The following is a 22,069-nucleotide window of genomic DNA, read 5'->3' as shown; positions in this document are numbered from 1 at the left end:
ACGTCTGCCTCGCCTCCAGCCTTTGCCATCAAAAAGGGCTGGGTGGCGCAGGCAGCAACCCTTTCCACATGAGACTGAGCCCGCCTGCCCATGAGCACGTCACCCATCACCGGCTTCGGCCTTGGCCTGCGAACAGATCACTACGCTGACTTCCGCCAACAAAGCGCATCTCAGCGAGGTGTCGACTGGCTGGAGGTCATCAGCGAAAACTACATGGTCGCTGGCGGCAAGCCATTGGCGCACCTGGATGCCATTCGGCGCGACACGCCCATGGTCATGCACGGCGTCTCGCTCTCCATCGGTGGCACCGACGCCATCAACCGCGATTACCTGAAGGCGCTCAAACAGCTGGTCGAACGCATCGAACCTGCATGGGTGTCCGACCATTTGTGCTGGACAGGCGTGAACGGTCACAACCTGCACGACCTCTTGCCCCTGCCCTACACCGATGTGGCCTTGCGCCACCTGACCGATCGCATTCAACTCGTGCAGGACACCCTCGGCCGCCCGCTGGTTCTGGAGAACGTCTCCAGCTATATCCGCTGGCAAGCCGATGAAATGAGCGAATGGGATTTCATTGCCACGCTCATGAAGCGCACCGGATGCGAATGGCTGCTGGACGTGAACAACGTCTATGTCAGCGCCAAAAACCATGGCTTTGACCCGCACGAATTCATCAACGCCATGCCTGCCGATCGTGTTCGCCAGATCCATCTGGCCGGTCATGAAACCGATGCCAACGGCTTTCTCATCGACACCCACGACCACCCGGTGTGCGAGGACGTCTGGGAGCTGTACCGGTACACCATTGAGCGCCTCGGCCCGGTGCCCACGATGATTGAGCGGGATGACAACATCCCGGACCTGTCCGAGCTGATCGAAGAGTTGAATCGGGCGCGCAAGGAAAGCAGCGTAGCTTGCGAGAATCGCCGTGCAGCGGCAAAAGCGGTTCAAAGCGAGGCCATCGCATGACCAGCGCTATGCACCTGATGCCACCCGAGACCAGCTACCTTCGTGAACAGCAAAAGGCCTTGGCAGCCTTGCTCACAAGGAAAGCAAGCGCAACCTTGGGTTTGCTGGCTCAACCCTCCTCGGGGCATCCGGTTCGCCTGGATGTCTACCAGCACGCCTACACCGCACGCCTGGTTGAAGCCCTGCGAGCGAACTACCCGGCCCTGCACGGCGCGTTGGGCGACGAACGGTTCGCATCACTTGCGTTGGCCTACCTCAACGACCATCCGTCGCAGCGCCCCTCCATCCGCTGTTTCGGGCATCGGCTGTGCGAATGGCTCGCACACCCAGCCAACGCGGGACACTTGCCTCACCCCGCCATTCTTGACCTTGCCCGCATGGAGTGGGCCATGAGTCTGGCGTTTGACGCAGAAGACGTGCAGGCACTGTCCTTTGACGACGTGGCGAGCACTCCGGCGGCCCACTGGCCCGATCTCAGGTTCGCACTCGCACCCAGCGTGCAGCTGCTCACCCTGCAATGGGCCGTCGAGCCAGTCTGGCACACCCTCACCGCAGACGAGTCCGCTCTCGAACACCAAGAGGCCACCAGCGAACCGCAGGCCCTAACGCACACCCTGCTGGTGTGGCGAAAGGGCTTGGCCACCCAATGGCGGTCCGTAGACAATGACGAAGCTCTGCTGCTGGGCGCTTGTGCCGGTGGTACACCGTTCGGCGCCTGGTGCGAACAGGCGTGTGCACAGCAAAAAGGAGAGGAGGCAGCTCTGTGGGTCGCGCAGGCCCTGCGGCGCTGGGTCGACGATGGGCTGCTGGTTGAAGCTTGAGACCGCGAATGCGTTCGGGCAAAAAAAAGATCCGGCGCCTGGCAGCATTTCCGAGGAGAGAGAGGAAATGCCCGGCCACCGGGATCATGATGGGAGCACCGACAACCGCGACACACCCAAAGCTTGCTTCACTAAACTATCCATTCACTATCAGAGCACTCATGCAGGGACCAGCTGCACCCGAGAACTCTTCCCTGACACCATCGAGGAGCGAACTCCAAGAATCGGCCTTGCGAATCTTCATGTTTAAGGAGAGACATGAATCGGCTGGAGCACTTCACTTCCAACCGATGACTCAATGATGAAGTGAAAAGGTGGTCTGTGCGTAAAACCGGTTGGGCAGAGCGTTAAGCCCATCACACCTGTCGCTCTTTCTGCGAATGGCCCACTGACCGCTGTTGCTTTGCCAACAACGGGCCTGTGATGCCTTTCACACTGCTTCCAGCAACCTTGCGACTTTCAGCTGCATGACTTCAGGCGATGCAACTCCACTTTCCATCGCGCTGCCCACATTCAAGCCGACTCGGCTGAAAAAGCCTCGGCGAAACGGCCTAACCATGGCCACCTTCTCGCCCCGGCGTTCTTCGATGCGGCTGAAAAAAGAGCCCCAGAGGTTGGTCAAGGCCATGGGGATCACGGGAATCTTCAGTCCATCGGCTTGAGCTTCCTCCAGAATCTTCATCACACCGCCCTTGAAAGGCTGCAGCTTGCCATCGCGCGTGATCACGCCCTCCGGGAAGATGGCCAGCAAGCCACCGTGTCGCAAGGTCTTTGCGGCCTCCTCGAAGGCTGCTTCGTAGGCTGCTGCATCTTCCTTTTGCGATGCAATGGGAATGGCTTTGGCCAGCTTGAACAACCAGCCCAGCACTGGAATCTTGAAGATGCGGTGGTCCATGATGAATCGAATCGGGCGTGGGCTGGCGGCCATCAGCAGCACAGCGTCCACAAAACTCACGTGGTTGCAAACGAGAACGGCAGCGCCTTCAGTGGGAATGGCGTCGTCACCCGTTACCTTGAAGCGGTACACCAGGCGCGATGCCACCCAGGCCACAAAGCGCAGCAAGTACTCGGGTACCAGCATGAAGATGTAGAAGGCCACCACCGCATTGGCCAGGCCCACGATGAGGAACATCTGTGGAATGGTCACGTCCGCTGCCAGCAGCGCACCAGCGATCAGGGCGCTGGCAATCATGAACAGCGCGTTGAGAATGTTGTTGGCCGCGATGATGCGTGCCCGGTGCGTGGGCTGGCTGCGCATCTGGATCAGTGCGTACATGGGCACGCTGTACAGGCCTGCAAACAAGCTGAGCAAAGCCAGATCCGCCAGCACGCGCCAATGCGCATGGTCTGCCATGAAAGCGCCCAGCGACAGTTCTGCTGCGGGAGGCAAACCGCGGGTTGAAAAGTACAGGTCGATGGAAAACACGGTCATGCCGATCGCGCCCACCGGCACCAGGCCGATCTCCACGTGACGCCGCGAAAGCACTTCGCACAGCAAAGAGCCGGTGGCGATACCCACAGAAAAAACGACCAGCAACGCCGACGCCACCTGCTCATTGCCGTGCAGCACATCTTTGGCAAAGGCCGGGAACAGGCTGAGAAACACAGCGCCAAAAAACCACATCCAGCTGATACCCAGCACAGAGCGAAACACCACTGGCTTTTCGGCGGCCAGCTTGAGGTTTCGCCAGGTTTCGGTGGCGGGATTCCAGTTCATCACGAGCTGCGGATCCATGGCCGGAGAGGCTGGAATGTAGTGCGCTGCCAAGCGCCCCAACACCGCCAACCCCACGCAGGTGAAGCCCACGTGGTGCGCGCCGATCTCTGGCACACCAATGATCAAGCCACCAGCGACGTTGCCCAGCAAGATGGCCACAAAGGTGCCCATTTCCACCATGCCATTGCCCCCGGTGAGTTCACGCTCATGCAGATGCTGAGGCAGATAGGCGAACTTCACCGGACCAAACACGGCCGACTGCAAGCCCATGAGGAAGATGCAGGCCAACAGAACAGGCACCGAAGGCAAAAAGAAGCCAAGAGCAGCCAGGCCCATGATCAAGACCTCAATGCGCTTGAGCCACACGATGAGCACGCGGCGATCGTACTTGTCCGCCATTTGCCCGCTGGTGGCGGAAAACAGCAAAAAGGGCAGGATGAACAAGGCTCCGATCACCAGCCCCGCCATGTCTGCCGGCAACCACTGCACCTGCAACTGGTAGGTGACCATCACGGTGAAAGCGAACTTGAACAGGTTGTCGTTCGCAGCGCCCAGAAACTGGGTCCAGAAAAAGGGTGCGAAACGACGCTGCTTCATCAGGCCGAACTGCCCGGAAGACGCATGCTCTTGTGCGTGCTGCATGGTTGATGCCTCCATCTCGGAAGTTGTTGTTTGGCGATCGCTGAATGAACGCTCTACCGTCTTGGTGCGGCTCATGCGCATTCTGCCTGAGGCTTGGCAGGAAACCTGTTCACGATGGCGGCACACACGGGCCAAGCAGCCATCGCAGCGACAAGATGCTTGAGACTGTGACCAGATATCCAGTGGCCGGTGGCTTCGAAAGCCCAGGCGTCGCCCATTTCCAGTAGCTTGGCCACCAGGTAAAGCGCGATCAGCGCACCAACGGCCAAGCGCGGCTTGGAGGCATCAGGCCGTACGGCAGCCGCCACCAAAATCAATGCCACGCCACCAAACTGCACGACAGCCCATGGCAACACCTGATCGTGAACGGCTGGCATCGCAGAGGAAACTGCCGCCAGCAACAACATGCCCCACATGGCGATCTGTGCGGTGGAACGATCAGCCCGATGAGCAAGCACCAGCCCCATGGCACCGGCAAAGCTCACGGCCATGCCAAGCCGGTCACCCACCAGGGTCCATGCGTTCGGCGCCCAGTGGTAAGTGGCTGACCCCAGGGCCGTGAGGCACAAGCCCACAAAGAACACTGACGCGGCGCTGCGGTTTTCCACCACCCAGGCGTTGCCAGGGTGGCGCAGCAAACGCAGACCCCAAATACCAGCCAGCAGAAACGGGAGGTTGCTCAGAACGTCCATGGCATTCGGAATCCCCCCAAAGCTGCGCGCATCCACGAACGGATGGCCATGCGCATACACATGCTGGTGTCCATGGGCATTGAGAGAAAGCCCTGCGTCGGCCAACCAGGTGGGCGGTATCAGCAAGGCTGCACACCACAAGATCACCAAAGCCAGCAGCATGGACTGTATGAGTGGCTGACGCCGTGCGGGCTGCGAGACGGTGGATGGAAGGGACAAAAACATGAGGAACTCCAGTGGAAAGCTGGCGGTGTGATTCGGTGCCGGTTCAAATGGGCACCGGCCAGTTGTTCACGGAAGTCTGGGTTTCCCAAGGATAAAAAAAGAACAAATATCTGGTACAGTTTTCTCATACAGATTTTTTCGTACCGTTTTTCTATACCGATAACAGTCCCAACAAGGAGGAGACCACGTGAGCAACACCCTCGAACTGGTGCGCGTGATCAAGAAGGAACTCAAGAGCGCGCAGATGACCTACGCCGACCTGGCGGCATCCATGGGCATGGCGGAATCCAGCGTCAAGCGCATGCTGGCCAAAGGCGACATGTCACTCTCCCGCGTGGACGATATCTGCCGGGCACTGAAACTGGAGTTTTCCGAGCTCGCGCGTCGCGTGGCCGACAGCCAGCCATTGCTCAAGGAGATGACGCTGGAGCAAGAACGCGCTGTGGTGGCGGACAAGAAGCTGCTCCTGATGGCCATCTGTGTGCTGAGCCAGTGGACGGTGGAGCAGATCAGCGGCTACTACCAACTCACCGAGGCTGAGTGTGTGAAGTACCTGGCTCAGCTCGACCGCATCGGCATCATTGAATTGCGCCCAATGAACCGCTATCGTCTCAAGCTGTCCAAAGCATTTCGTTGGCGCCCTCACGGACCTGTGATGGACTACTTCCGCGAGAACGCTGTGCTGGACTACTTCTCAGGTGGTTTTGACGGCCACGGCGAAGGTGTGCTGCTGGTGCACGGGTCAGTCAGCAAGGCGCTGGCCCCGGTGTTTCTGGAGCGGCTGCACAAGGTGGCACAGGACTTCGCCCAACAGCACCAGACCGACCAGAAGCTCGATGACAAGGACAAGGGCGGCTATACCTTGCTGCTCGCCATGCGCAGCTGGGAGTTTGAAGCCTTTGCAAGGCTACGGCGCTGAATCGACTCTGGCAGAGTCAGGCCTCCTCTGAGGGCGCAGTGAAGACAGTCAGCACACCGCTGTAGCCCAGGATCTGGCGGCCCGCGATTTCGCCCGCTGCGAAGAAGCCCACCAGAGGCACTTCGCCCAGGGCCTGACGAATAATGTGCAGCTCGGCACTCGGCCCGCCAAAATGTGGCCCGCCGCGTCCGGTGCAACTGACATACACGGCACCGAGCATCCGTCGCGCCGGGTGCGCAAGGGACGACATATCCGCATCGGCCATTTCCAGTGCGATGTCCTGCTCAACCAGTTGCGGCTCGAGCTCTTCCCGGATCTCGGCGCACACACGCATGAGGTCTGCCCTGGCAGCCTGCACATGTCTTTCGCAGAAAGCCAAACCCATTCCAACGGAAAGATCCGTTGCCACGGCAACGCCTCGCCGCCCCGGATCCACTCCGATGATGTGCCGCACCAGAACGTCAGCCTCGAGCATGCGGCGCTGCCAGGAGCGAGCCTGATCACCCTGCAAGTCTGTACGGCCCGGAGGACAGAGCCCGACAAACGTTGAACGCAAACGGGCCATCGCCTGCTGTGGGTCGTCGAGATGGATGTCCGCTTCTTCCAGCAGCACATCAAAGGCTGGCTCACCATCAAGACGCAAGGCCAGATTGCCATTGGCTTCCGTTACCGTGCGCAGACGCCCGATGGGCTGAGCACCCTGCGTCACCTTGGTGATCAACGCCACATCGGCGCCAAATGCCACACCGCTCAAGCCACCCACAAAAGCGCCGGTTGCAGCGCCGTGACCGTCGATGTTTCCGGCACTGCCAACCGAGAATTGCACTTGGGCCGACCGACTGCTCACCAGTCCGCCAAATACCTCGCCTGCACCCATTCGGCCAGCCAGCTCTGCCACCAGTTCGGGAAGGTCTGGCGTTGCCGGATCCGCATGCACCAGTGCGGTCTGTGGTGCAAGGCGGCTGCGAAGCGGGGCCACACCATTGAAGACCTGGTATTGATCCGGCGTCAGGTCGCACAGCATCACGGACATCGCCGGTTCGTTGAAATACTCCGCGTTGCTCGCACAGATCCCCAGGCCTGCCGCACCAGCCCAATCCGTCACCTCGGGAAATTCTGCTGACAAGGCATCCAGAAGCTGCTCGGCGTCGCCTGCATAGTGGTCCGTGACGTACAGCAAGCCAAGCGACGGCGAGGACGCATACCCTGGAAGCGCCATCTGGGCCCTGAGCTGCGCCACGACGAGCGCCAGCGCCATCGGCCATTGAGGGTGGGTCGCATGCCCACTTGGAAAAAGTGCCATCCGGGTCAGACCTCAGCGGCTGGTTTTCTTTTGGCCAGTGGTTGTCTTGCGTGTGCCAGGTTTTTTGCTTGCGCTGGTTTTGCGCGCCGTGGATTTGCGGGCGCCACTGGCCGAGCCAGCCTTGGTCTTCGCTTTGCCCGCCGGCGCCTTGGCCGCCGCTTTCCTGGTTGACGCGCCAGCTTTCTTCGCCGCACTGCCCATGGCGGCCTTCCCGACACCAGCCATCGCTCCGGCTGTGCCCATCATGGTGCCAGCGACCTTGCCTGCCATGTCCGTCGCCGTCTTCATGGCCTTGCCCGTCATGTCGGTGGCCAGGTCTCGCGTACTGTCGAGCGCAGCGTTGCGTGCGGCATCTTTCATGGCATTGGCCGCGATCGACTGAAACTGCTGTGTCAGGCCGCCCCACCATTGCATGGGGTCGGCCAGATTGGGCGCAGCCTTTGCGGACGATGCGGTCTGCCCCGTCTTGTGGGACTTCGATGACGTGCTTCGTCGCCGCTTGGGTGGTGCCGGAGGCTCAGACGCCATTTCCGATGACTCATTAGACGCTTCGTCGAGCTTGAACGAATACTTCTTGGCCGGCTGGCGCACCGGAGCACCGGATCCACCCAGTCCGACGGCAGAATCGGCCGCCTTGAGCTTAAACGCATTGGCCACATCACCCATGCTGAAGTTCATGTGCTCCAGCGTGGCCAGTGTCATCTTCTGCACTTCCAGCGCCTGAATGGTTGCGCCCAGTGCCTTCGCATTCTGGTCCAGCCAGTAGTGCACTGCCTTGAGCTCCTCGATCCGCTTGTCCAGCTCTTCGACGTTGAAGGTGGGTGCAATCCAGTGGCTGAGATTGGGCAACTGCGGCATGTTCTGGCTGATGCCCTGCGCTACGCCGCTGGCGGCCTGTCCAGCCAGGTTTTGCAGGAAGTCAAAACCAGGCACAAATTTTCCGAATCCGCTGCTCTCGCTCATGGTGTCTCCTCAACCATATGGACAGTGCCCACCCAGGACACACGGAATGTCTGCAACCGGCGGCGACCGGCCTGATACAAGCATGCCACAGCACTGCGCAAAGCGGGAGTCAATGCGCTCACGTGCCCCCGGGGTGAGCTTGCAGGGTTTGTTGACCTTCATCAAGTCGCTCCCGCCCCTGCAGGCGCACCATGAGGTCATGGTAAAGGGAGAAATGACACCAGCATTGCGGGGTTTCCCTCCCAATTCAAGCAACAACCCGAGGAAGCAGCATGAGCGAAAACATCTCCGACACCTTTGGCCAGCAATTGCGGCAAATGCGCAGCGACGTGCTGGCGCAGCTGCGGCAACACCGCGGAGGCACCATTGGGCGAGCAGAGGCGGCTGCAGAGGCCAAGGCCAATGAGAGCGATGACTGGGCCACGGCTGATGCCGAGCGGGATCTGAACATCGCTCTGGAAGAGCGCGAATCTGAAGAGCTGGTGGCCATCGACAACGCCCTCAAGCGAATCGAGGACGGCAGCTTCGGGGTTTGCAATGCCTGTGGCGCCGACATCGAGACCGCCCGACTGCATGCCGCGCCTACTGCCACGCGCTGCCTCGCCTGCCAGGAGAAGCACGAGAAGAACAGCGGCGAACGCCCGCCTGCCGGCTACTGACCCAGGACCCAACGCGCCAACCGAACCAACATCCATCCCAACATAGAAAGCAGAAAGGAACTTCCCCTATGACCACATTCCATGCTGTCGTCTGGCTCGATCACAACGAAGCCCACGTTCTGATGTTCGACCGGGAGCATGTCGAGTCGCAGAGGATCAAGAGCCGAAGCCACCACAAGCCAAAACACGCCAACGCCTCGGCTGGGAAGGAGTACTTCGCCCAGGTCGCCACTGCGCTCGAAGGTGTGCATGAAATCCTGGTCACCGGGCCGGCAAACGCCAAGATCGAATTCAGGGAATATTGCAAGCATCACGCGCATGCCATCGACAAATCGGTGGTAGACGTGGTGGCGGCCGACCACCCTACCGATGCTCAACTGGTGGCCATGGCACGCCAGTACTTTCTCAAGTACGACAAAACCGCCGCCGATCCGACCCAGATGTAAACAGGCAAGAGCGAGAGAAAAAGCCGGCAGAAAATGCTGACATCGATTGCCCGCACAAGCCCGCTGGATAGCGGGCTTTTTTTGTCTGCTCCCCTCGCGGCTTTGCTATGCTTGCTGCATGAATTCCGACCCAGCTTCCAAAGCCACTGTTGAGTTGCCCAGTGCATTTCACCTGGCCATCCATGTGCATGACCTGGCGGCAGCTCGCGCGTTCTATGGCGACACACTGGGTTGCCGCGAAGGCCGTAGCACAGACACCTGGGTCGACTTCGATTTCTTCGGTCACCAGCTCTCGCTGCACCTGGGTACACCCATGGCGGTGGCGCGCACCGGACAAGTGGCCGGCCAGGCCGTTCCGATGCCGCATTTTGGTCTGGTGCTGCCACTGCCCAGCTGGCAGGACCTGGCCAAACGCCTGGTGAGCCAAAAAATCGACTTCATTCTTGAGCCCCAGGGACGCTTTCTTGGCCAGCCTGGCGAGCAATGGACGATGTTCTTCGCCGACCCGAGTGGCAACCCTATCGAAATCAAGGGTTTTGCCAGCCGGGACGACATATACGCCCACTGAGCACACGATGGACGGGCTGCACCTGCTGGCTGACCTTCGGTCATGCGCCTGCGAAGAAGAGCGCATGACCAATGCTGACCGACTGCTCGCTGCATGCGACCGATTGGTCAGGGCCAATGGATTGACACCGGTCGCGCAGGTTGCGCACAGTTTCCCCGGGACAGAAGCAGGCCCTGGCGGCGTCACAGCCACCATTCTCCTGGCAGAGTCACACCTGAGTGTCCACACGTGGCCCGAATCGGGCAGTGTGAGTCTGGACGTCTACGTCTGCAATTTCAGCTCAGACAACTCCAAGCGTGCCCAAGCCCTGCTTGATGCCTTGCTGGACTGGTTCGAGCCAGACACCGTCAGCCGGCAACGCATCACGCGGGGGCGCCTGCCGGTGCGCTAAGGGGCGCCCCGTCAGTCGGCGCCCCACTCTCTGGCATAGGTTTGAACAAGCGTCTGGTCAGACAGACGGTTGACCTTGGCCGGCACTTTTTGCATGTCCAGCGGAAACTCGAACAGGCCGGGCAGGCCCGCCATATCGAGAAACCGCAGGCCCGGGGGCAACCGCTCAGGCATCCTGAAAGGGCGATGGCTGGCCACAATGAAGCCCCACTCTCCGAAGCTCGGGACGTGTGCGTGGTAAGGACGGGTGGAAAGACCTGCGGCGGCGATGGTTGCCTCGACTGACCAGAAGCTCTCCCTTGCCACCAATGGTGAGGTGGACTGCACCACCGCGTAACCGCTGGCTGACAGGTGATGCGACAACAGCGCATAGAACGAGCGCGAGTACAGCTTGCCAATGGAGAAGTTGGTCGGGTCGGGGAAATCCACCACGATGATGTCAAAGACCTCATCCACCTCTTCCAGCCATTGGAATGCATCCTCATTGACAACCTTCACGCGGGGCGACTGAAGTGCGGCGCCGTTGAGCCGGACCAGTCGTTCGTCCGACGCGAACAGGCGCGTCATGGCCGGGTCCAGCTCCACCAGTGTGATGCTCTCGACTGAGGGGTAGCGCAAAAGCTCACGCACCGCCATGCCGTCGCCGCCACCGAGCACCGCAACCTTCTTCGGACCGTCACCTCCAAATGCAGAGGCAACCGGGTGCACCAGCGCCTCGTGATAGCGGTATTCGTCCTGTTGTGAGAACTGCAGGTTTCCGTTGAGAAAGAGACGCATCCCCCAAGGGCCGTTGGTCAGCACGATGCGTTGATAAGGGGTCGAGTCAGCGAGCACGACCGTGTCGCCAAACATGCGGTCTTCAGCCAGCGTAGTGAACCTGTTGGCCTGCGACCAGCCCAACGCCATGGCAACCGTCGTCAGAAACCACACGATCCAGTATGCGCGGACATGCAAGACGACTGCGCGAAAAAGCCACAAGGTCCAGGCTGCCACCAGCAGGTTCATGAACCCGAACAGCAGGCCTGTGCGCACAAGGCCCAGTTGAGGCACCAGCCACAGAGGGAAGGCAATGGACACCGCCAATGCGCCGAGATAGTCGTATGTCAGCACGTCGGAGACCAGTTGTCGCATGCCGAGGTGCTGACGCAGTATCCGCATCACAAGCGGAATCTCCAGGCCCACCAGGGTGCCAATCAACAGCACCATTGCGTACAGGGAGGCCTGGAAGATCTCTGGCCGGTAGGCATTGATGAGCAGGAGCGCGGCAGGCAATGCACCGCCCACCAATGCGATCAGCAGCTCTATGCGCAGGAACTGCGTGGGCAACTGCTCTTTGAAGTAACGAGACAGCCATGAGCCGACCCCCATGGCAAACAGGTAGCTTCCGATGACTGTGGAAAACTGGAGTACGGAATCCCCGAGCACATAGGAGGCCAGAGCCGCCGCCGCCAGCTCGTAGACCAACCCGCAGGCGGCCACGACGAACACCCCCGCCAACAGTGCCAACTCCGCCGGCTTGGGTACAGATCGCCGACCTGTGCTCTCGTCAACGCCCCTGCCTTCGAGTGCAGGTGAGCCGGGCGAGTCAGCCATGAATGGCTGCAGCCACGATGATCGACACACCGAGGCACATTGCCGCCACAACCAAAGCCAGGGCTCGGTTTTGCTTTTCCACCAGTTCTCGCCAAAGGTCGTAGGGTGTGAGCTTGTCTATCACGATGAAGCTGCCCCAGAAAACCAGTACGCCCACCAGTGCAAACACGATCGAGTCGATAAAAGCCGCGGGCCTGAACCATTCCATTTCCATCTTCGTTTCCTTCCAACAAATGTTTGTGCATCACCATGCCATGCGGGGAGCCTCACTTGTGCCAGCCACCACTGGCGCGCCCAAGTCCCCCGCCGGAATAACTTCGCCCCTGGGTTGAGCGGCAGTCTTCCACCGCAGGGTCGCATTGATCGGCATGACTGAGAAGCGAGAGGCTGACGATCAGAAGCAGCGCAATCAGGCCGAACACGATCCAGTTGCCCATTCCTGATTTGGGTGAATACGCTGGCAGGCGCTCAAGAGGAAGTCCAAAAGCCGCCAGTACCACGTTGGCCGGCACCGGTGAACTCCGGGACCAGACCACTTCACCGGTGGTTGTTTCTTCACACAGCTGGTCCGCAACGCCTGCCGCCCCCCGGAAGTCCCGGTGACGGGTTTGCTCGCCGGTTTTGACCTGCCAGAAGAACTCGCCTTCAACATATCGCGTGGATGATGAGTAGGACTCCGCCAGGAAGTAGTGCTTGCCCTGATAGGAGGCCATGGGCTTTCGCCCACGCTTGATGTCTGGCGCACCTGTGAGCACCTCGGAGAAGCGCCAGCCCGATTCGTCCTTGACCAGGAAAGCGAAGCCGCCGCCATGGTTGTAGAGGAGATACTCATCCCATTCGAAAGTGTCTTCGTCATCCTCGCCCTGCTTGCGCTGGAAGCCCACCACCTGCCAGGGTTTGTCGAACAGCGTGCCGGTTTTTCCGAGGGCGATGGCTGGCGTCACGTGCTGGCTGGCCTTGGCCGCCACGACTTCTGCTCCAACCCCATTCGAGACATCGATCAGCGTGCCACATGACGAGCAGGAAATGCTGCGCGTTTCAGCCAGTTTGACATCGACTCGTCCGCCACAGGCCGGGCAGTTGAAATGCCTGGCTTCTTCGCGTTCTTCGGAGGCTGAAGAGAGACCCTCCATGCCAAGGCTGGCAAGGTCCACCGGCAGCCCCGACCAAACCTCTGCACGGTTGTCGCCGTACTCGAAACTGAGCAGTTGACCGTCTGAAGACCGCAACTCAACCAGCGTGAACGCTGCATCAATGGGGGGCAGATGTGCCAGCTCTCCCTGCGCGGCCACCACTCTAACCTGACGCACCAGCGTCACGGTGTAGGGCTTGCTCCGGAATTTGACAGCAGCGCCAAGCTTCCATGTGTTCGCTGGGGGCAGCTCTCTTCCCGGGACTTGCCGCTCGCTCATCACGAACGCGCCATTGTCCTCACTGAGAAATGCATGCCCGCTGCCATCGGCAAATGCGGCTTGCCATTCGGTCCAGCGCGCATTCTCCACCCCCAATTGCAGGCGACCGACGAGGGTGAAGTCGCGCCCTTTCCATTGGCCGCGCTGGCCCAGCCTGAGCGGACTGTAGTCGGCGAACTCCTCCGCCACCTTGCCAACGCGGGCCAGGGTCTGTGCCTGCCTGACTACCACAGACTGGCAGAACTCGCAGACCGCGTGCGAGGATTGCGCGCTGACAAAGGACACGGGCGCGCCACACCCTGGGCATGGCGCAGTGTAGGCGCGTTGAGCCGAATCAGACACGCGTATTCGGACGCATCACCGCCTTGATGCGCTCTCTCAGTTGTTGAATGAAAACAGCCAGCATGCTCCCCCTGTCGCACTCAGTGCTTCGGGGGAATCATACCGGCTGCGTCCTCGGATGCAGTGGAGCGTATCTGGCTCAGTCTTCTGCCGAAGGGCTCAATGGTGCGATCGTCTGCGCAATGGCGCCAAAGATGCTCTGCCCGTCCGCACCCTTCATTTCGATGCGGATGGTGTCACCAAACTGCATGAATTCTGTGCTCGGCTTGCCATCCAGAATGGTTTCGATGGCTCGTTTTTCAGCAATGCAGCTGTAGCCCTTCGGCCACTCTTTTTTGCCATTTTTCTCGACGGCCTGATTGCTCACCGTACCGGACCCCACAATCGAGCCCGCACGGACATTGCGGGTCTTGCAGATGTGCGCAATGAGCTGGCCGAAATGGAAGGTCATCTCCGGGCCGGCTTCGCACATGCCGACTTTGCGGCCGTTCCATGTGGACTGCAGCGTCTGGTGCAAGCGACCACCCTGCCAGCTGTCTCCCAGCTCATCGAGCGTCACCGCAACCGGGCTGAACGCCGTGGCTGGCTTGCTCTGGAAAAAACCAAAACCTTTGGCCAGTTCGGCTGGAATGAGTTTGCGCAGCGAGACATCGTTGGCCAGCATCACCAGGCGGATGCCTTCCAGGGCCTGTTCAGGCGTGCTGCCCATCGGCACATCTTCGGTCACCACGGCGATCTCTGCTTCGAAATCGATGCCGAAGTCTTCGCTGGCCACCACCACCGGATCGCAAGGGCCGATGAAGTCGTCGCTGCCGCCCTGGTACATCAAAGGGTCGGTATAGAAGGACTCTGGCACCTGACTGTCACGGGCTGCTCGCACCAGCTCCACATGGTTGATGTAAGCCGAGCCGTCGGCCCACTGATAGGCGCGCGGCAATGGCGCCATGCACATGGCCGGATCGAACGGGAAGGCATGGCGCGCCTTGCCGTTGTTGAGCGTCACGTACAAGTCCTGCAGCTGGGGAGACAGAAAATTCCAGTCGTCCAGCACCTGTTGCAGCGTCTGGGCGATGCCCGTCGCATAATGGGCCATCGACAGGTCGCGAGAGACAACAATCAGTTGCCCATCACGGGATCCGTCTTTGTAGGTGGCCAGTTTCATTGGAGTCTCCTGAGTCGCTGAAGTGCCAACATTTTGCCCGCGAGCAGATCGCATGACAGGATGACACGAGATTTCGTTTAGTTGAACAAGTTTACCAATTCGTAATTTGAATCGCAAGCCGAGCCTGCCGGGTCAGCCACTGCGAAGGTACTTTCCTGCCCCATGCCGTCTTCTCGTTCTGCCCTGCCCTCCCCTGCCAAATCAAAGTCTGACGACGCCACCCGCGCAGGCATCCAATCGGTCGAGGTGGGCTTTGAGCTCCTGGAGTCCCTGGCTCAGGCGCCCGGTGCCCTCATGCTCAAGGACCTGGCCGCTGCCGCCGGCATGAGCGCGGCCAAAGCCCACCGGTACCTGGTGAGCTTTCAACGCCTGGGGCTTGTCCTGCAAGACCCGGCCACTACCCGCTATGACCTGGGGCCCTCGGCCCTGCGCCTGGGTCTGGCCAGCCTGAGCCGGATCGACGCCGTCAAGCTGGCGCGCGAGCGCATGGCTGACCTGCTTCTCCAGACCGGCAACACCCTGGCCATCGCCGTATGGGGCAACCAGGGGCCGACCATGGTGCACTGGAACGAAGCGCCGCAAACTGCACCAGTTCGCCTGCGCCTGGGCGACGTGATGCCGATCCTCTCATCCGCCACGGGTCGCTGTTTCGCCGCCTTCATGCCCCACGAAAGCCGGGACGCTTCACGCATGGCCGCCATGATCAAGGATGAATTGGCCACCATCAAGAAGCTGCCGGCTGCTGCGCCAGCAGAAATGGGCGACCTTCCGCGCACGGCGGCCCAGGTACAGACCATGATCGAGGAAGCGCGAGACCACGGCATGTCTCGCGTGGTCCACAGCCTGCTGCCTGGCGTGGCGGGCTTTTGTGCCCCCGTCTTTGACGCCCAGGGCCATCTGGCCATGGGCATCGTGGTACTGGGCTCCGTGATGACCATGGACACCCGCTGGAGCAGCCCCCAGGGGCAAGCAGTTCGGGCATGCGCCCAGCAGCTCAGTGCGGATCTGGGCTACCGCGGACCATCCAGCAGCGACTGATCATCATGGACCTGGCTCTGACGTCTGCTGGCAGACAATGGACTGAGGCAGGTCCACGCCGAAGCACATGGCTTTGGCTCAGTCTGGCCGTGATGGTGGCCCATGGCGCCATACTGGTGGAGTGGGGCCCAGCCATTGTTCCGGGCGGGCCCTCAGGCCTGGGCATGCCAGGCACGCCACCGCCTGCCACCGCCTCCGGCGAAGACGCGGCGTTGGCATCCGGCCAGCGTCAGCTGCGCATCGCGCCCGCAGCATCCAGCGACTTTCGCTGGCTGGTGCTCGCACCTCCTCCCCCTCCTCCGCCACCACCACCTCCTCCCGCGCCACCACCGCCCAAGCCTCTCCCAGTTGTCCCGCCGGTCCCGGAGCCTGCTCCGGAGCCTGTTCCTGACACGCCAATACAGGAGGACGCAGGTACTGATCCTCTGCCGGCTCAGGACGAATCACTCATCCAGGACTTCCAAGACGTTCAGAGCGATCAAGGCGGTCGAGACGGCTCCATGTCTGACGAGATCTCCGTCGCTGACGACACTCTCCCGGAGACCACAGAGCCAGCATCACCCCAGGCGTTGACGCCACAGGCCACGGCCACCTCAGCCCCGGAGCCAGTGCAAGCCATGCCCACGGCCGACGAACCGGCAACGACCATGGGACCGGCCACGCCACCTGGCAATGCCCGCCTAGGCTATCTCGCCAGGTCCAAGAGCAAAGGGCTCGACTATCGCGGCTCAGGTGAACTGACCTGGCAAAACCAGGGCAACGCCTACCGCGCCGAGCTGGAAATCGGCGCCTTCCTACTGGGAAGCCGGCGATCCATCAGCCGGGGGCGTGTCTCGCCCCAAGGCCTGGCGCCAGAGCGGTTTGATGACATCAGCCGACGGGAGCGACGGACCGAGTTTGACCGCAACACCGGCCAGGTGCTCTACCGCCGCAACGGCCAGCAGGACCGGCTGCGGTCTGGCAACCAGGACCAGTTGTCGGTGACACTCCAGCTCGCCGCACTGGCCAAGGCACAGCCCGGACTGTTTCAGCCCGGCGGGATCATCATCCTGCCAGTGAGTGACACACGCAGCACCGCCGTCTGGCAGTTTCGCGTCCTTCCACCGAATCGCACACGCACTGGGGCGGGCGAATTCGACGTGATTCGGCTGTACCGTCAGGGCGCCGGCTCAAGAGACAAGTCCGTGACGATCGAACTGGCACCAGCCCTGGATCACATGCCGGTCCTCATCCGGCTGGACGAAGGCAACGGCGACTTCCTTGAGCTGACGCTCGACAACGTACAGCAGTAACGCCATGCCGGCGCCCAGTGCCGTCAATGCACTGATGCGGTGCCAGGACGCCTCAGGTGTAGAAGTTGCACCACAACTCTTGAACCGTGAAGGTGCATCCCCATCTGAATGAACAGAAAACTTGAGTTTTCCCGGCCAATGGCCGATAACAGAGAACATACAGGGGTTATTCTCAATGGAGGATATTGAAGCCATGAACATGCTCTACGACTCGGATACTTTTGCAGTCGTCCACATCCTGGCCAACGCGCCCGAAGTCGACACGCCTGAAGCGGAAGATCTTCCGCTGATGCCGCGCCATGGCTTCGAGATCGTGGACAAACGTTCTGGCAAAGAGGTCTACCTCGACGGCTCATGGGCAGAGATGTTCCAGCTGCAGATCCAGGCTTGGCAAGATCACACCCCGTCCCAGGAAGAAGTCGAAGACACGCTGGACAGCTATTCGTCTCTGGCACAGATGCCTGTCGTGATGCACTGACGCAACGCTGTCCCCTTTCCTTCGCACACTGGCGCTGTTTTCGCGCCCAATAATCCCGGCTTGACTGGCTGTCGCGTTTGTGACCATCCATAATCGTCTTGTTGCCTTTGACACAAACAGACGAAAAGGGACTTCAGGCAACCCCTGAGGAAAAGCCATCATGACCATTGCCAAAAGCGCACTGCGCGCGCTCGCACTTACCGCATGCCTGACGGTATCCGTCGCTCAAGCTGAAGACGGCGTCTCCGCCAGAGAAATTCTCCTCGGCCAGAACATCACACTCAAACAGGGCAAGAGCGACTACGGTGTCGCGGTTCGCCAGGGCGTGGAGGTCGCGCTGAAAGAAATCAATGCCGCGGGCGGCGTTCATGGCAGAGCCATCGCCATCAAGGTGCTGGACGATGATGGCTCAGCCGAGAATGCCGCTGCCAATGCCAAAGAGCTGATCGAGAAGGACAAGGTGTTTGCCCTGTTCGGTTCAGTTGAGGGGGGCCCATCGACCGCTGTCATGAAGGTCGCGCTGGAACATGACGTGCCCTTCTTTGGCCCCATGGCCGGCTCGCCAGGGTTGCGCGAAGCGGACAAGCCGATCGTGTTTCCTGTCCGCGTGGGACACCGCGAAGAATTCGTCGCATTGCTCGATCAGGCGCGCAGCCTCGGCATCACCAAGGTCGGCTTCTATCGCAAGAGCACAGCGACCGGCGAACAACACCTGGCCAACGTCGTCAGACACGTGAACAAGACGGGCATGGAGCTTGTGGCCGACCTGCCATTTGGATCAGATGAATCCGAGGGGCAGGTGCGTGCCACTGTGGACCGCATTCGCGCCAGTGGCGCACAGATGGTGTTCAACCATGGCAGCGTCAGCGCTTACCAGCGCCTGATCAAGATGGCCCGCCTGATGGGCGTCAAAGCCTACTTCTACGGGGTGAACTCCGGTTCATCCCAGCTGGCAGACCATCTGGGGGACCTGTCGCACGGCATGGTGTTTGCGCAGGTGGTGCCAAGCCCATGGGAGCGCAAGACAGAGATCACCCGTGCCTACCAGGCCGCCTTCAAGCAGTACATGCCGGACGTTTCGTTTTCCTATGGAAGCCTCGAAGGCTATCTGACCACCAAAGCCATGGCCGAGGCACTCAAGCTTGCCGGCCCGAAGCCGACGAGAGCGTCGTTTGTCAGCAAGCTCAATGGCTCGGTCATCAAGTTTGACGGCTTGACCATCAGCTACCTCAATGGCGAGAACCCCGGCCTCAACTTTGTGGACCTGGCGTTGTTCACCCGCCGAGGGCGCTTCCAGCACTGACAAGCCTCATGATGGTGACCCTGCGTGCCTTGGTGTGCCGAGCGGGTCAGCCAGCGGAGGCGGGTTCGCTGGCGGCGCGCCGAATGGTCGCCAGTGCAGTCACAACAATCACACTGGCGCTGGCCGGATGCACCGCAGCCACCCAGCCGGCTTCACCTGATTTGGCGACCGCGTCCGCGCTGGTTCGGCAACTGCCCGATGCCCCGCTCATCGTGCTGGGCGAGGAGCACGATGCACCAGCTCACCACCAACTTGAAAAAGAAGTGGTCTCGCACCTGGTCCAGCGCAAACGACTGGGCGCATTGCTTCTCGAGATGGCTGACCAGGGCGTGAGCACAGCAGGCCTTGCGAAAAACGCGCCAGAGGCCACCGTCCGCCAGCAGCTGCATTGGAATGACAGCGGATGGCCTTGGACAAGCTATGGCCCGGCCATCATGACCGCCGTCGCAGCAGGGGTCGAGGTCAGGGGCGCCAACCTGCCCAAAGCACGTCACAGGGAAGTGATGGCATCCGCAGCGTTGGACCCGCATCTGCCCGAGAAGCAGTCACAAGCACTGCTCACGCACATCGAACTTGCCCACTGCCGCTTGCTACCACGCACACAGCTTCAGCCCATGCTCAGGATCCAGCTCGCACGGGACGCCACCATGGCACAGACCGCCGCCACCGCTGTTGAGACGAGTCAGCGGCATGGCCATACCGTTGTACTCATCACGGGAGCCGAACATGCACGTCGCGACAGAGGGCTTACGACACACTTGCCAGACAGTCTGAGCCCGCAGACGCACGTGGTGCTGATGCAGTCAGGCCCGGAAGAAATACCCCCTGCACTTGCCGACACTTTCTGGCGCACACCAGCACTCGACCGTGAAGACCCTTGCGTGGAGATGCGACGGACCTTTGGCAAACCTCGCTGAGAGAATGCTTCCGCCTAGCGGGAGACCGAAGCGTAGATCACCAGCGCGATGATGGCTGCCAGCACGGCCAGCGCCACCTTGACCCAGCTGATCGGGTGCTCCCCGGCCACTTTCCCCGTCACACCGTTGACGACCACCTGATAGTCCTTGCGGCCATAGTCGTAGCCCACCAGCCAGATGGGCAGCAAGATGTGCTTGAAGGTCTGCCCGCTAAAGCTGTCATCCATGCGCAATCCTCTCTGCAAGGGGTTGCCAATGTCTTGCGAGCACAGCTGCCGCAAGCCTTCTCGCATGCGTTGGCGCCCGCGCTCGGCCGACGCCACAAGATCGAGCTGATAACGCTCCACGGTCCATCCACTGAGGTATCCGGCGTCGTAGCTCTTGAGCTTGTCCGTGGTCGGAAACGGCTCGACAGCCTGTACCAGACGCGGATGCACGCCACGCGAGCCACAGACCAGCGTGTCGTCGAAGAAGTGCTCCACGTATCCGCTGACCGGGTACCAGCGTACGCGGCGCTTGCCCTCACTGTCCTGGTAGGGTTCCCCCGCTTCTGCGGTGTAGCTCGCACTCGCCTGGGCGTCGAACGTCCAGTAGGGAAGGTAGACCCCTTTGAGCGTATCGGTGAGAGCACGCTTGCTCAGATTGTTGGGTGCCCACCACCGCGAGCCATACCACTGACGAACCAGGTCGCGCGCACGGGACTCGGACACATCAAACGGAAGCAAGGCCTGTGGCCGAATGATGTCGTCCGTCTCTTCAAAAGGCACGAGCGCGCTCGAGCCACAGAAATCGCAACGGCTGCCTTGTTGCTCGGCACTGAAAACACTGATGGCATCACAGTGCTGGCACTTGACGGCACGCCGCTCTGCTTCCCAGCCGCGCGCGCTCGAAGGCACCTCACGCAAGGCGGTGACGAGATCATGCTCGACAATTTCACCTTCCTCGACGAGCTCATAGGGCGACTCGGTGCCGCAGTACGCGCAGATCAGGGCTTTCTTGGCCGGGTTCCAGTGCGCCTCGCCACCACAGGCAGGGCAGGACAGCTTTTCCTTGGCCGCCAGTTCCTCTTCACGCATGTGCGATCGACTCAGCCCGCCAGAAACTCATCCACAGACTTGCGGGGAACGCGCCACTGAGACCCGATCTTCTTGCCTTTGAGGTTGCCATTCTCCAGCTCGACCAGCACATCGGCCGGGGATACGCTGAGCATTTCCGCCACCTGCTCAGGCGTCAGCACGGTCACTGCCGCGGCGGCTTGTGCTCCTCCAGCGACGGCAGCGCCGCCCATGGCGCCCGGAACGAAGCCCGGCATGCCCGGCACGGCAGCACCGCCGCCTCCGCCCAGCCCCTGCAGCATGGATTGCCCCATCGCCAGGCCTGTGGCCAGCTCCGCACCCATGCCGGCCACCCCGGCCTTGCCGTCGGCCAGGGCGTTGCCCATGTTGTATTTGACGTAATCGTTGAGATTGCCGATCGCAGTCATGGCGCCGCGCTTGTCGATGGCCTCTTCCACCTCTTTGGGCACCGAGACGTTCTCGACAACGAATGCCGTCATCTCGATACCGTACTTCTCACGCATGACCAGGTTCACGGGCTCGAGCAGCGCATCGCCCAGCTCTGAGTACCGAGTGGCCACATCCAGGACTGGCACCTTGGCCGACGCCAGTGTGTCGCTGAATACGCTGACAATCCGCGAGCGCATGACATCATGGAACTCGTCCAGGCGGAAATGGTGGTCGGTCCCTGCCACCTCCCTCAGGAACAGGGCCGGATCAACGATCTTGAAGTCGAAAGTGCCGAACGCCCGGATACGCACAGCGCCAAAATCGGCGTCGCGCATCATCACCGGGTTGGACGTGCCCCACTTGTTGCCCGTGAAGGTGCGGGTGATGACGTAGTAAACGTCTGCCTTGAAGGGCGACTCGAACTTGTATTTCCAGCCCAGCAAATCGCTGAGAATGGGAATGTTCTCCGTGGTGAGCGTGTGCTTTCCGGGCTGAAGCGTGTCGGCATACTTGCCCAGATACACAAACTGCGCCACCTGGCTCTCACGAACAATCAGCTGGGCGCCGTTCTTGATTTCCTTGTCGTCGTCCGGCCAGCGGTAGGACAGCGTATCCCGAGAGTCATCGAGCCACTCGATGATGTCGATCCACTGCTTGTTGATGAAATCCATCAGTGCCATCGTTTCCTCCTCATTGGCGTTGTGTTGGTG

22 protein-coding genes are annotated in these 22,069 nt (G+C 60.9%); 12 read left to right on the top strand and 10 right to left on the bottom strand.

The genetic code is table 11. The annotated features are described in order from the left end of the window. Positions 1–90 precede the first annotated feature (90 nt). Both bufB and ABWV89_RS13955 read left to right on the top strand, forming a co-directional pair. Positions 91–972, top strand: a complete 882-nt coding sequence (gene bufB / locus ABWV89_RS13960; RefSeq protein WP_353397902.1) for an MNIO family bufferin maturase — start codon at positions 91–93, stop codon at positions 970–972. Then, positions 969–1,793, top strand: coding sequence for an HvfC/BufC family peptide modification chaperone (locus ABWV89_RS13955; RefSeq protein ID WP_353397900.1), 825 nt, complete (start codon positions 969–971; stop codon positions 1,791–1,793). Before bufB ends, ABWV89_RS13955 begins: the two co-directional genes overlap by 4 nt. A gap of 430 nt (positions 1,794–2,223) precedes the next feature. Here ABWV89_RS13955 and ABWV89_RS13950 read toward each other — a convergent pair whose 3' ends face one another. Both ABWV89_RS13950 and ABWV89_RS13945 read right to left on the bottom strand, forming a co-directional pair. Continuing rightward, positions 2,224–4,167: an MFS transporter gene (locus tag ABWV89_RS13950; protein ID WP_353399259.1), complete on the bottom strand. Its 1,944-nt coding sequence runs from the start codon at positions 4,165–4,167 to the stop codon at positions 2,224–2,226. 56 nt (positions 4,168–4,223) lie between these two features. After that, complete coding sequence (locus tag ABWV89_RS13945; RefSeq protein WP_353397897.1) at positions 4,224–5,069, bottom strand: hypothetical protein; 846 nt, start codon at positions 5,067–5,069, stop codon at positions 4,224–4,226. A 187-nt stretch (positions 5,070–5,256) separates the two neighbouring features. On the opposite strand from ABWV89_RS13945, the gene ABWV89_RS13940 reads away from it, so the two are divergent. Beyond that, complete coding sequence (locus tag ABWV89_RS13940) at positions 5,257–5,988, top strand: helix-turn-helix domain-containing protein (protein ID WP_353397894.1); 732 nt, start codon at positions 5,257–5,259, stop codon at positions 5,986–5,988. A 16-nt stretch (positions 5,989–6,004) separates the two neighbouring features. On the opposite strand, the gene ABWV89_RS13935 is transcribed toward ABWV89_RS13940, so the two are convergent. Both ABWV89_RS13935 and ABWV89_RS13930 read right to left on the bottom strand, forming a co-directional pair. Further along, the gene (locus tag ABWV89_RS13935; protein ID WP_353397891.1) at positions 6,005–7,291 is read right to left on the bottom strand and encodes an FIST signal transduction protein; all 1,287 of its coding nucleotides are present in this window, start codon (positions 7,289–7,291) and stop codon (positions 6,005–6,007) included. Between the two features lie 12 nt (positions 7,292–7,303). Then, on the bottom strand, positions 7,304–8,254 hold the full coding sequence (locus ABWV89_RS13930; RefSeq protein WP_353397888.1) for a PhaM family polyhydroxyalkanoate granule multifunctional regulatory protein: 951 nt from the start codon (positions 8,252–8,254) through the stop codon (positions 7,304–7,306). A gap of 272 nt (positions 8,255–8,526) precedes the next feature. Between ABWV89_RS13930 and ABWV89_RS13925 the strand changes: the two genes are divergently transcribed. The 4 genes from ABWV89_RS13925 to ABWV89_RS13910 all read left to right on the top strand — a co-directional run bounded on the left by ABWV89_RS13925 (position 8,527) and on the right by ABWV89_RS13910 (position 10,318). After that, the gene (locus tag ABWV89_RS13925; protein ID WP_353397885.1) at positions 8,527–8,913 is read left to right on the top strand and encodes a TraR/DksA family transcriptional regulator; all 387 of its coding nucleotides are present in this window, start codon (positions 8,527–8,529) and stop codon (positions 8,911–8,913) included. Positions 8,914–8,981: 68 nt separating this feature from the next. Next, entirely contained in the window at positions 8,982–9,359 is a 378-nt protein-coding gene (locus ABWV89_RS13920) for a hypothetical protein (protein WP_353397883.1), read from the top strand. Positions 9,360–9,513: 154 nt separating this feature from the next. After that, the gene (locus tag ABWV89_RS13915) at positions 9,514–9,927 is read left to right on the top strand and encodes a VOC family protein (RefSeq protein WP_353399257.1); all 414 of its coding nucleotides are present in this window, start codon (positions 9,514–9,516) and stop codon (positions 9,925–9,927) included. Positions 9,928–9,934: 7 nt separating this feature from the next. After that, positions 9,935–10,318, top strand: a complete 384-nt coding sequence (locus ABWV89_RS13910; RefSeq protein ID WP_353397880.1) for an S-adenosylmethionine decarboxylase family protein — start codon at positions 9,935–9,937, stop codon at positions 10,316–10,318. An 11-nt stretch (positions 10,319–10,329) separates the two neighbouring features. On the opposite strand, the gene ABWV89_RS13905 is transcribed toward ABWV89_RS13910, so the two are convergent. From ABWV89_RS13905 to ABWV89_RS13890, 4 genes are all read right to left on the bottom strand, one after another. Next, complete coding sequence (locus ABWV89_RS13905; RefSeq protein WP_353397877.1) at positions 10,330–11,910, bottom strand: polyamine aminopropyltransferase; 1,581 nt, start codon at positions 11,908–11,910, stop codon at positions 10,330–10,332. Beyond that, on the bottom strand, positions 11,903–12,124 hold the full coding sequence (locus tag ABWV89_RS13900) for a DUF350 domain-containing protein (RefSeq protein ID WP_353397874.1): 222 nt from the start codon (positions 12,122–12,124) through the stop codon (positions 11,903–11,905). The genes ABWV89_RS13905 and ABWV89_RS13900 overlap by 8 nt, the downstream gene beginning before the upstream one ends. A gap of 52 nt (positions 12,125–12,176) precedes the next feature. Beyond that, the gene (locus ABWV89_RS13895) at positions 12,177–13,607 is read right to left on the bottom strand and encodes a DUF4178 domain-containing protein (RefSeq protein ID WP_353397871.1); all 1,431 of its coding nucleotides are present in this window, start codon (positions 13,605–13,607) and stop codon (positions 12,177–12,179) included. A gap of 196 nt (positions 13,608–13,803) precedes the next feature. Continuing rightward, the gene (locus ABWV89_RS13890) at positions 13,804–14,826 is read right to left on the bottom strand and encodes a fumarylacetoacetate hydrolase family protein (RefSeq protein WP_353397868.1); all 1,023 of its coding nucleotides are present in this window, start codon (positions 14,824–14,826) and stop codon (positions 13,804–13,806) included. A 162-nt stretch (positions 14,827–14,988) separates the two neighbouring features. Between ABWV89_RS13890 and ABWV89_RS13885 the strand changes: the two genes are divergently transcribed. From ABWV89_RS13885 to ABWV89_RS13865, 5 genes are all read left to right on the top strand, one after another. Beyond that, the gene (locus ABWV89_RS13885) at positions 14,989–15,864 is read left to right on the top strand and encodes an IclR family transcriptional regulator (protein ID WP_353397866.1); all 876 of its coding nucleotides are present in this window, start codon (positions 14,989–14,991) and stop codon (positions 15,862–15,864) included. Between the two features lie 5 nt (positions 15,865–15,869). Then, complete coding sequence (locus tag ABWV89_RS13880) at positions 15,870–17,156, top strand: DUF3108 domain-containing protein (RefSeq protein WP_353397863.1); 1,287 nt, start codon at positions 15,870–15,872, stop codon at positions 17,154–17,156. A gap of 193 nt (positions 17,157–17,349) precedes the next feature. Then, positions 17,350–17,634, top strand: a complete 285-nt coding sequence (locus ABWV89_RS13875; RefSeq protein ID WP_353397860.1) for a BTH_I0359 family protein — start codon at positions 17,350–17,352, stop codon at positions 17,632–17,634. A gap of 160 nt (positions 17,635–17,794) precedes the next feature. Then, the gene (locus ABWV89_RS13870) at positions 17,795–18,937 is read left to right on the top strand and encodes an ABC transporter substrate-binding protein (RefSeq protein ID WP_353397857.1); all 1,143 of its coding nucleotides are present in this window, start codon (positions 17,795–17,797) and stop codon (positions 18,935–18,937) included. Positions 18,938–18,945: 8 nt separating this feature from the next. Beyond that, complete coding sequence (locus ABWV89_RS13865; protein ID WP_353397854.1) at positions 18,946–19,854, top strand: ChaN family lipoprotein; 909 nt, start codon at positions 18,946–18,948, stop codon at positions 19,852–19,854. A 14-nt stretch (positions 19,855–19,868) separates the two neighbouring features. Here the strand turns inward: ABWV89_RS13865 and ABWV89_RS13860 are convergent, their stop codons facing one another. Further along, positions 19,869–20,930: a zinc ribbon domain-containing protein gene (locus ABWV89_RS13860; RefSeq protein WP_353397851.1), complete on the bottom strand. Its 1,062-nt coding sequence runs from the start codon at positions 20,928–20,930 to the stop codon at positions 19,869–19,871. Between the two features lie 11 nt (positions 20,931–20,941). Next, positions 20,942–22,039, bottom strand: a complete 1,098-nt coding sequence (locus ABWV89_RS13855; protein ID WP_353397848.1) for an SPFH domain-containing protein — start codon at positions 22,037–22,039, stop codon at positions 20,942–20,944. Positions 22,040–22,069 lie beyond the last annotated feature (30 nt).

This window comes from Hydrogenophaga sp. 5NK40-0174 (genome assembly GCF_040372165.1).
Lineage (GTDB): Bacteria > Pseudomonadota > Gammaproteobacteria > Burkholderiales > Burkholderiaceae_C > Hydrogenophaga.
Note: the sequence above shows the minus strand (reverse complement) of the source record. Positions and strands in the feature narration are given on the sequence as shown.